1 protein-coding gene is annotated in these 226 nt (G+C 46.5%); it reads right to left on the bottom strand.

Features of this window, described 5'->3' with window-relative positions:
* Window positions 1-226 (bottom strand): phosphomethylpyrimidine synthase ThiC (locus tag C6N31_RS47555; protein ID WP_198359780.1); only part of this gene is annotated, 226 nt, incomplete at both ends.

Here is a 226-nt window from a genome sequence, read left to right as displayed (position 1 = left end):
CCTCGATGGAGCTGGCAACAGCAGAGTTTCCCACATTTGCATTCACCTTGACCAAAAAATTTCTTCCCACAATCATTGGCTCCAACTCCGGGTGATTTTTGTTGGAAGGGATGATTGCTCGTCCGCGAGCAATCTCAGATCTCACAAATTCTGCCTCCACCTTCTCACGGGCAGCACAGAACAACATTTCCTCGGTTATAATTCCTTGTTTAGCATAGTACAACTG

Source organism: Streptomyces fildesensis, from assembly GCF_016107395.1.
GTDB lineage: Bacteria > Actinomycetota > Actinomycetes > Streptomycetales > Streptomycetaceae > Actinacidiphila > Actinacidiphila fildesensis.
The sequence above is the reverse complement of the archived record's forward strand: the minus strand, read 5'-3'. Positions and strand labels throughout refer to the sequence as shown.